Source organism: Marinilabilia sp., from assembly GCF_016278715.1.
In the GTDB taxonomy this organism is placed as follows: Bacteria; Bacteroidota; Bacteroidia; order Bacteroidales; family Marinilabiliaceae; genus Marinilabilia.
In genome coordinates, this window is the sequence record NZ_JADQBH010000021.1 from 1 (window position 1) to 6,993 (window position 6,993).

The following is a 6,993-nucleotide window of genomic DNA, read 5'->3' on the forward strand; positions in this document are numbered from 1 at the left end:
ACGATTTTACGATAGAATAACCTTGTTTTTAGGCTTATCTGCCAAGGTCGTCCACTGGCATGGTTTTGAGGGTTGCGTCCGGTTCGATTTATTTTTTGGTTGAAATAGTGGTGTTTAACTACCATAGATTGCCATCCGGTTTGTGTTCAGTTTATCATTTTTGTCACCAGCAAATTGAGTGGAGTTCTGATTTCTAATAACAGAAAAATACTTTGCATTAATCAGACAAGAAATTCTGGAATTCCCCATGTTGGCAAAGTATCTTAGACTTTAACCAAAAGAAATGATAAAGAGGAATATAGCTACAGAAGAAATCAAATCGGTATCAGCATTTTTTGAAGATCACAGGCGGTTGTTTTTTATGCTTGCAGGTACTATGTATATATTGCTTAGTATATTGATCTTTAATTTACGTATCAGTGAAGGTGGCGATGACAGTTCCTACATAATTAGGGCCTATGATTTTCTGAAGGAAGGACGTTTTCCGACTTATCAGGGGCCCTTGTATCCGATTGTTCTTTCATTGTGTATTGCGATCTTCGGGTTAAAGATTTCTATTTTGAAAATTACCTCATGGATTTTTCTTTCCGCCGGGTTGCTATTTTATTACAGGAGTTATAGGGGGCAGGTATCTCCAATAGCTCTTTGGGGATGTGTCTTTGCCCTGGTGGTTAATCATCATTTTCTGTATTATGGAAGTCAGACCTACTCTGAAGCTTTTTTCTTTATGGTTCAGGGCCTTTTATTTTTCTATCTTAACCGAATTATAACAGAAAAGGGAACTGACAGTCGGGTGCGCGATGTTTTTCTTTTATCACTGTTTCTCGTAGTTCTGGGATTTACCCGGACAGTAGGATTTGTTGCATTCCCTGCCCTGCTTGTTTTTCTCTTAGTTCTCCGTCGATTTAAGGATGGCTTAAGGGTTGTTTTGTTTTTTACTGCCATTTCGGGTGTATTGTTTCTGCTGCAGTATTATATTTTTGAGGTAACTCCTCTGCAAGGAGGACAAGCTGATTCTCTTTTACATAAACACCCGTATGATTTTACCTCCGGACGGGAAACTTTTTCCGGGTTTCTGGTGCGATTTGTAGTCAACTCTCACAATTATCTGTCAAGGCATTTTATGATTCTCACAGGGTTTAAACCCGCTCTTTCGCTTGCTGTGCATAAGCCGGTGACCCTGGGGTTGTACTTTGTTTTAATTGGAGGATTGTGGCACTTTATTAGAAAAAATCCTTTAATGCTTTTTACCGGAATTTATTTGTTTTTTATGCTTGGAGCCACTTTTATCTCCCTGCAGCCTCTTTGGAATCAACAGCGATTGATTATTCCCTTTTTTCCATTAATGGTTTTATTTCTATCAGAAACAATGGTGTCGGTTTTGGGGGCTGGAAAAATGAGAGGACTTGTCCGGATACCCATTATCCTTTTATTCTTATCCATAGTTTTAAGTTTTGTGCAAACCATTCGGCATTCCGATTTTAAAGCCGTTTGGGAGAATCTTGGCGGAGATAAGTACTATGGTTATACCCCTGATTGGGAGAATTACCTTAAAATGGCAGCTTATGCAGGGATGCAATTACCTCCGGAAAGCTATGTGGCGTGTCGAAAACCGAATATGGCACGGCTGTTTGGAGATGGTAAGAAGTTTTATGGTATCTATCGTTTCCAGTCAGATGATCCAGATACATTGCTTCATCGGCTAAATGAAACCGGCGTTACCCATGTTTTGGTTGCCAGTCTGCGAAAAAATCCACGTTTTAACAGCGGGCAGGTCATTAATACCATTCACAGATACCTTGCAATTATCACCAAGAAGTATCCACACGTGTTTGTGTTGTGTAAGAAGATTGGCGATGAGGAACCAGCGTGGCTTTTGAAGGTGGATTATGAGGGAGTGGGGTATGGTGAATAGGCGATTGTTGGGCAGAGGGCATGGGGCATGGGGCATGGTGCATGGGGCATAGGGCAAAGAGCATGGTGCATGGTGCATGGGGGGAGGGTTTGGGGAGTTTGACTGTGAGCTCGTGGCTCATAGCTCAGGGTGAGAATTGATGTATGGCATGGGGCATGGCGGGGAGTAAAGAGGCTGGAGTCAGAGGGAAGAATATAGTATAAATTGTAAGAATGAATTAGTGTTTTTTAGATTTGAATATGTTGCGACGTAAAAATGTGCGAATAAATACCGATTTAGGGAAATGCGAAAAGAACAGGAAGAACAGGTCTTATTATGGGGACAGTATCATTAGGTTTTGCGGGTACTTTGTTCCCAATAGTCATCGGGTTTTGGAAATAGGGTGTGGGACTGGGGATTTACTAGCCGGGCTGGATGCTGCTCAAAAAACCGGTATTGATTTTTCCCCGGAAATGATTGAAAAAGCCAGGCAAAAGTATCCCGGCATTCATTTTGAAGAGATGGCAGCCGAGAATTTGGAGTTTGAAGAGAGTTTTGACACCATAATAATGTCCAATTTGGTAGGGGGTTTGCCCGATGTGGATGTTGTTATCGGTGAGTTGCATAAGGTAACCCATTCAGGTAGTCGAATAATCATAACGACCTACAGTCACCTGTGGGAGCCAATAATCCGGATTGCGGAGTGGCTGAGATTGAAAAAGCGCAGTCCGATTCAGAACTGGCTTTCATTGACGGATCTCGAAAACATTTTATATCTTAATGGTTTTGAAACTTATCGTCGGTCCAGCGATCTACTTTTTCCAGTTGGAATTCCAGTGCTTTCCAGAATTTTAAATCAATTTGTGGGGCGATTGCCTCTGTTCCGAAGTTTGTGTGTGAACCGGTATTTGTTTGCACGCAAATCCCCTGGTCAACAAGCCCGTCAATCGGAATATTCGACCAGTATAATCATTCCGGCCCGAAATGAAGCCGGAAATATAGAGGAAGCTGTTCGCCGAATTCCCTGTTTTGGCAAACATGTGGAGATTATATTCGTGGAGGGACATTCGACGGATTCAACGTTGAGAACCATGGTGGAAGTTCAGGAAAAGTACGTTGGAGTGCATGATGTAAAGATTCTGACACAATCAGGGACGGGGAAGGGGGATGCCGTCAGGGCCGGATTTAGAATAGCAACAGGAGATGTATTGATGATACTGGATGCGGATTTGACTGTTCCTCCAGAAGAGTTACCCCGTTTTTATGAAGCTATGAAGAATCGAAAAGGAGAGTTTATCAATGGAGTACGACTGGTTTATCCAATGGAAAGGAATGCTATGCGACCCTTAAATACATTGGGAAATCATTTTTTCGGACTGATGTTTTCATGGCTGTTGGGACAACCCATAAAGGATACCTTGTGTGGAACGAAAGTGTTATTTCGAAAAGATTATGAAGTGCTGGAACAGAGCCGGAATTATTTCGGAGATTTTGATCCCTTTGGAGATTTTGATTTGTTGTTTGGGGCCCATAAGCTAAATTTGAAGATGGTTGACCTTCCTATACATTATAAAGAAAGAAAATACGGGAATACCAATATCCGAAGGTTTCGCCATGGATTTTTGCTGTTGAAAATGAGTGTTTTTGCTGCGGTGCGGATTAAGTTTAGAATGTAGTGGGCATGGTGCATGGAGCGGGGAGCAGGGAGCAGGGAGCAAGGAGCATGGGGAAGGTAGGAAGGGTAGGTTGAATGGTGGGAGAAGAGTTTTATTTTTCAGCAAAATATGATTTGATAAAAAAGCCAAATGATCAATGATAAATAAGGAAGAGATAAAAGAGCTTGTGCTCGGATGTGGTGCCGATCTTTTTGGGGTGGCCTCCCGAGACAGGTTTGATGTTGCTCCTGAAGGTTTTCACCCGTGTGACATTTATTCACAGACGCGGTCGGTTATTGTATTTGCCATCAGGGTACCCTCTGAAAGTCTGTTTGCCGATAATCCCGTGCCTTATACGCATACGAATACGCTGGCCATGCAAAAAGTTGACCTGATGACTTTTGAAATTTCTGTTGAACTTGAAAAGGCGGGAGTTAGGACGGTAGTCATTCCTACGGATGATCCTTATTTGCATTGGGAAGAGACAGCCCAACAGGGTAAGGGGATATTATCCCTGCGCCATGCCGGTTATCTGGCAGGACTGGGTAAGTTGGGGCGCAATAATCTGCTTATAAACAAGGAGTATGGAAATATGATCCAGATAGGAGCCCTGCTTACGGATCTTGAGTTGGAGCCTGATCCGATTGCGGAATATGAAGTTTGTCCGACGCATTGCCGTATCTGCCTTGACAATTGTCCGGCTCAAGCTCTTACAGGCGAGACAGTAATTCAGGAGTATTGTCGTCCATTATCGAATTATGAGACAACCAAGGGATTTGTCTTAAAGAAATGTTTTGAATGCCGGCGGAAATGTCCGAGGACTTTTGGTATTAATAAATTTTTCATGATGTCTTAAAAATGGCCATTCCAACCTCCAGAACAAAAGAAAAGGCCACAATTGAAATAAATACGAACAAGTGTTTCGGTTGTGGAAAATGTGTTGTTGTTTGCAAAGACTTTAGTCTTAGCCTTGAAAATAATAAAGTTATAATCAGCAATACACCAGCCTTTGGGTGCATAGGTTGCGGACATTGTATGGCAATTTGTCCGACAGGAGCAATTGAGATATCGGGAAGAGAGATATCAATAGACGATTTGTTTGATTTACCAGGTAAAGATGTTCTTCCCAACTATGAGCAATTATTGGCTTTATTCCAGAGGAGAAGAAGCGTAAGAGAATTTATTGACAAAGAAGTTGAGCCAGAAATTGTTCAAAAAATACTTACTGCGGCCAGAACTTCCCCAATGGGACTTCCTCCCTCGGATGTAAATGTTCTGATACTTGATGGAAAAGAAAAGACAAACAGATTTTCTAAGGATTTTTGTGATTATTTGAAAGATATGAAATGGTTTGTTTCAGGATGGTTCTTGTCGATTATGCGTCCATTTTGGGGGACGAGAAATGATGAAATGTTTAAAGGGTTTATTAAACCCCTTTTCAAATTGTATATCGATAATACCAGGCAAGGTGTTAATCTGGTAAACTACGATGCTCCCCTGGCTATGTATTTTTATGGTTCTCCTTATTGTGATCCTGCTGACCCGATTGTTGCTGCCACAACAGCAATGTATGCGGCTGAATCGTTGGGCTTAGGAACCTGCATGTTGGGGGGTGTGCATCCTTTAATTCAGAATGGACGTAAAGCCAAAAAGTTTAGGGAAATTCATGGAATCAAATATCGAAGCAGGGAAGGTCTCTTTGTGATTTTTGGGTATTCTGCGGTAAAATACAGAAAGGGCATCAATAGAACATTTGCATCAACGTCGATGATGGAATGAACGTCCTGAATTATTTGTCTTCACTTGGAGGAATGAAAAATGAGTTATTTGGGAGCCCTGGTGGATTTATTATATGAGATACGAACGGTTTTAAACGTTTGAATAAGGGCGCAAGGCTCTGAGATTTGTAAGGTTAGTTTTGTGACGGTTAAAAAAAATAAAATGGAAAGAGAAAAGTATGTTCACGGATATTCGGACTGGGAGGTTCAGCGGCTTAATAATCAGGCTAAAAGCCTGACAGACATTATTCATAATGACTCATTCTTTTCGGAGGGAAGTTTCGTTCTTGAGGCGGGTTGTGGGGTTGGTGCCCAAACAGAAATCAAACATTGGAAGGGAGTTGTTTCCCTTGTTTAAATCGGTTGGACTTTCAAATCTGCAAGTATCTCCCAGAGTTGTTTACGTTGATAATAGCAAACCGGAACTTGTAGATGGGTTTATTAAAGGCACATTTACCTCTATGATAGAAGGGGTGGGCGACCAAGCTGTCCTACATGGTTTGATAGAAAAAGAACTATTTGCCAAGGGCATCAGTGATTTGTTGCGGACAACCGAGCCAGATGGTGTATTTAGCTATACATTTTTTAAAGGGATTGGAACAAAAGAACATTGAGAATGCGGTTTATTCTGAAAAGATGATTGCTGACCGTTCGTTTGAGTATCTAATTTCTAACCTCTCAACCTCAGTTTTAGCCTCAGCCTCAATCTCCATGCTCCCTGCTCTCTGCCCCACGCCCCTGGCTCCATGCCCCTTGCTCTTTGCTCCATGTCATTCCCCCCATGCTCTTCGGCCCCCGTCACCCTTCGCTTTGTACTTCCTTCGTACCTTAGTTGTACCTTCTTCGGGGCTTCTTCGATTGTTCTTCGACCATTCTCCGACCTTATAAGAGTCGAACAACAGCCGAACAAAGGCCGAAGAAGACCCGAAGAAGACCCGGAGAAGGACCGAATAGAAGCGCACTATGCTATTGAATATCAGCAGATTAATGTATTTTCTGTTTAACAAAACATTGTTCTTCACAGATAAACTACCGGGAGTGATGCTTTAAAGTGCTGATAAGTTGAGTGTTATGTGATGGTGGATTTAAGAGACCCCTTCAAACTCCCCTGGCGGATATTGAGTTTCGTGTTTTTTATTACACCGAGGTTATGGAGGAGACACAGAGATTCTCAGAGCTGGTGAACTTATGAAGGTCCTCTAAATCTGTCCTCCTAAATCGCCTCAAGGGGGACTAATGTCGTGTCAAGCATAAAACATCGCACCAAGCACCACTGATTTTTGTTTTCTCCTGATGATAAAAAGTTTACTTAGCAAAGGCTATTCGCACTTTTTTTCATTCTGAGAAAAGCAAAAATAAGTTTTAACTTATACGTCAATTTATACATGACATGGCAATAGTCCGTTTAAATTTAAACCAATCCGCTATCTGTTGGTCCGGAAAAGGGTGGGGCCGCGCGCTTATCTACCAGCGAAACCCGTTCCAGACAAAAATATGCTTTTGTTTCTTCAGGGATAAACAGCTGCTTTTTAATCCTTTCTAATTTTAAACTGGTCGGCGAGGTTTTTCAGCACCTCTGCCTGATTGCTAAGCTCTTCGGCTGTGCCAGCCAACTCTTCAGCTGATGCTGCATTTTCCTGAGTACTTTCATTAAACTGTTGTGTAG

The 6,993-nt window shown here is 42.0% G+C and carries 7 protein-coding genes; all 7 read left to right on the forward strand.

Features of this window, described 5'->3' with window-relative positions; translation table 11 throughout:
* The first annotated feature begins 283 nt into the window (after nt 1-283).
* The 7 genes from QZZ43_RS01320 (at nt 284) to QZZ43_RS01350 (ending at nt 6,331) form a co-directional block, all read left to right on the forward strand.
* Entirely contained in the window at nt 284-1,915 is a 1,632-nt protein-coding gene (locus tag QZZ43_RS01320; protein ID WP_291855347.1) for a hypothetical protein, read from the forward strand.
* A 257-nt stretch (nt 1,916-2,172) separates the two neighbouring features.
* Nucleotides 2,173-3,570: a bifunctional class I SAM-dependent methyltransferase/glycosyltransferase family 2 protein gene (locus QZZ43_RS01325; protein ID WP_291855350.1), complete on the forward strand. Its 1,398-nt coding sequence runs from the start codon at nt 2,173-2,175 to the stop codon at nt 3,568-3,570.
* Nucleotides 3,571-3,706: 136 nt separating this feature from the next.
* A complete protein-coding gene (locus QZZ43_RS01330; protein WP_291855352.1) occupies nt 3,707-4,405 on the forward strand; it encodes a hypothetical protein in 699 nt (232 codons plus the stop codon).
* Nucleotides 4,406-4,407: 2 nt separating this feature from the next.
* Nucleotides 4,408-5,328, forward strand: coding sequence for a nitroreductase family protein (locus tag QZZ43_RS01335; protein WP_291855355.1), 921 nt, complete (start codon nt 4,408-4,410; stop codon nt 5,326-5,328).
* A gap of 162 nt (nt 5,329-5,490) precedes the next feature.
* Nucleotides 5,491-5,685 carry a hypothetical protein gene (locus tag QZZ43_RS01340; protein WP_291855358.1) on the forward strand — a complete coding sequence of 65 codons (195 nt, stop codon included), beginning with the start codon at nt 5,491-5,493 and terminating at the stop codon, nt 5,683-5,685.
* Nucleotides 5,669-5,941, forward strand: a complete 273-nt coding sequence (locus QZZ43_RS01345) for a hypothetical protein (protein WP_291855360.1) — start codon at nt 5,669-5,671, stop codon at nt 5,939-5,941. The genes QZZ43_RS01340 and QZZ43_RS01345 overlap by 17 nt, the downstream gene beginning before the upstream one ends.
* Before the next feature lie 153 nt (nt 5,942-6,094).
* Complete coding sequence (locus QZZ43_RS01350) at nt 6,095-6,331, forward strand: hypothetical protein (RefSeq protein ID WP_291855364.1); 237 nt, start codon at nt 6,095-6,097, stop codon at nt 6,329-6,331.
* The last annotated feature ends 662 nt before the right edge of the window (nt 6,332-6,993 follow it).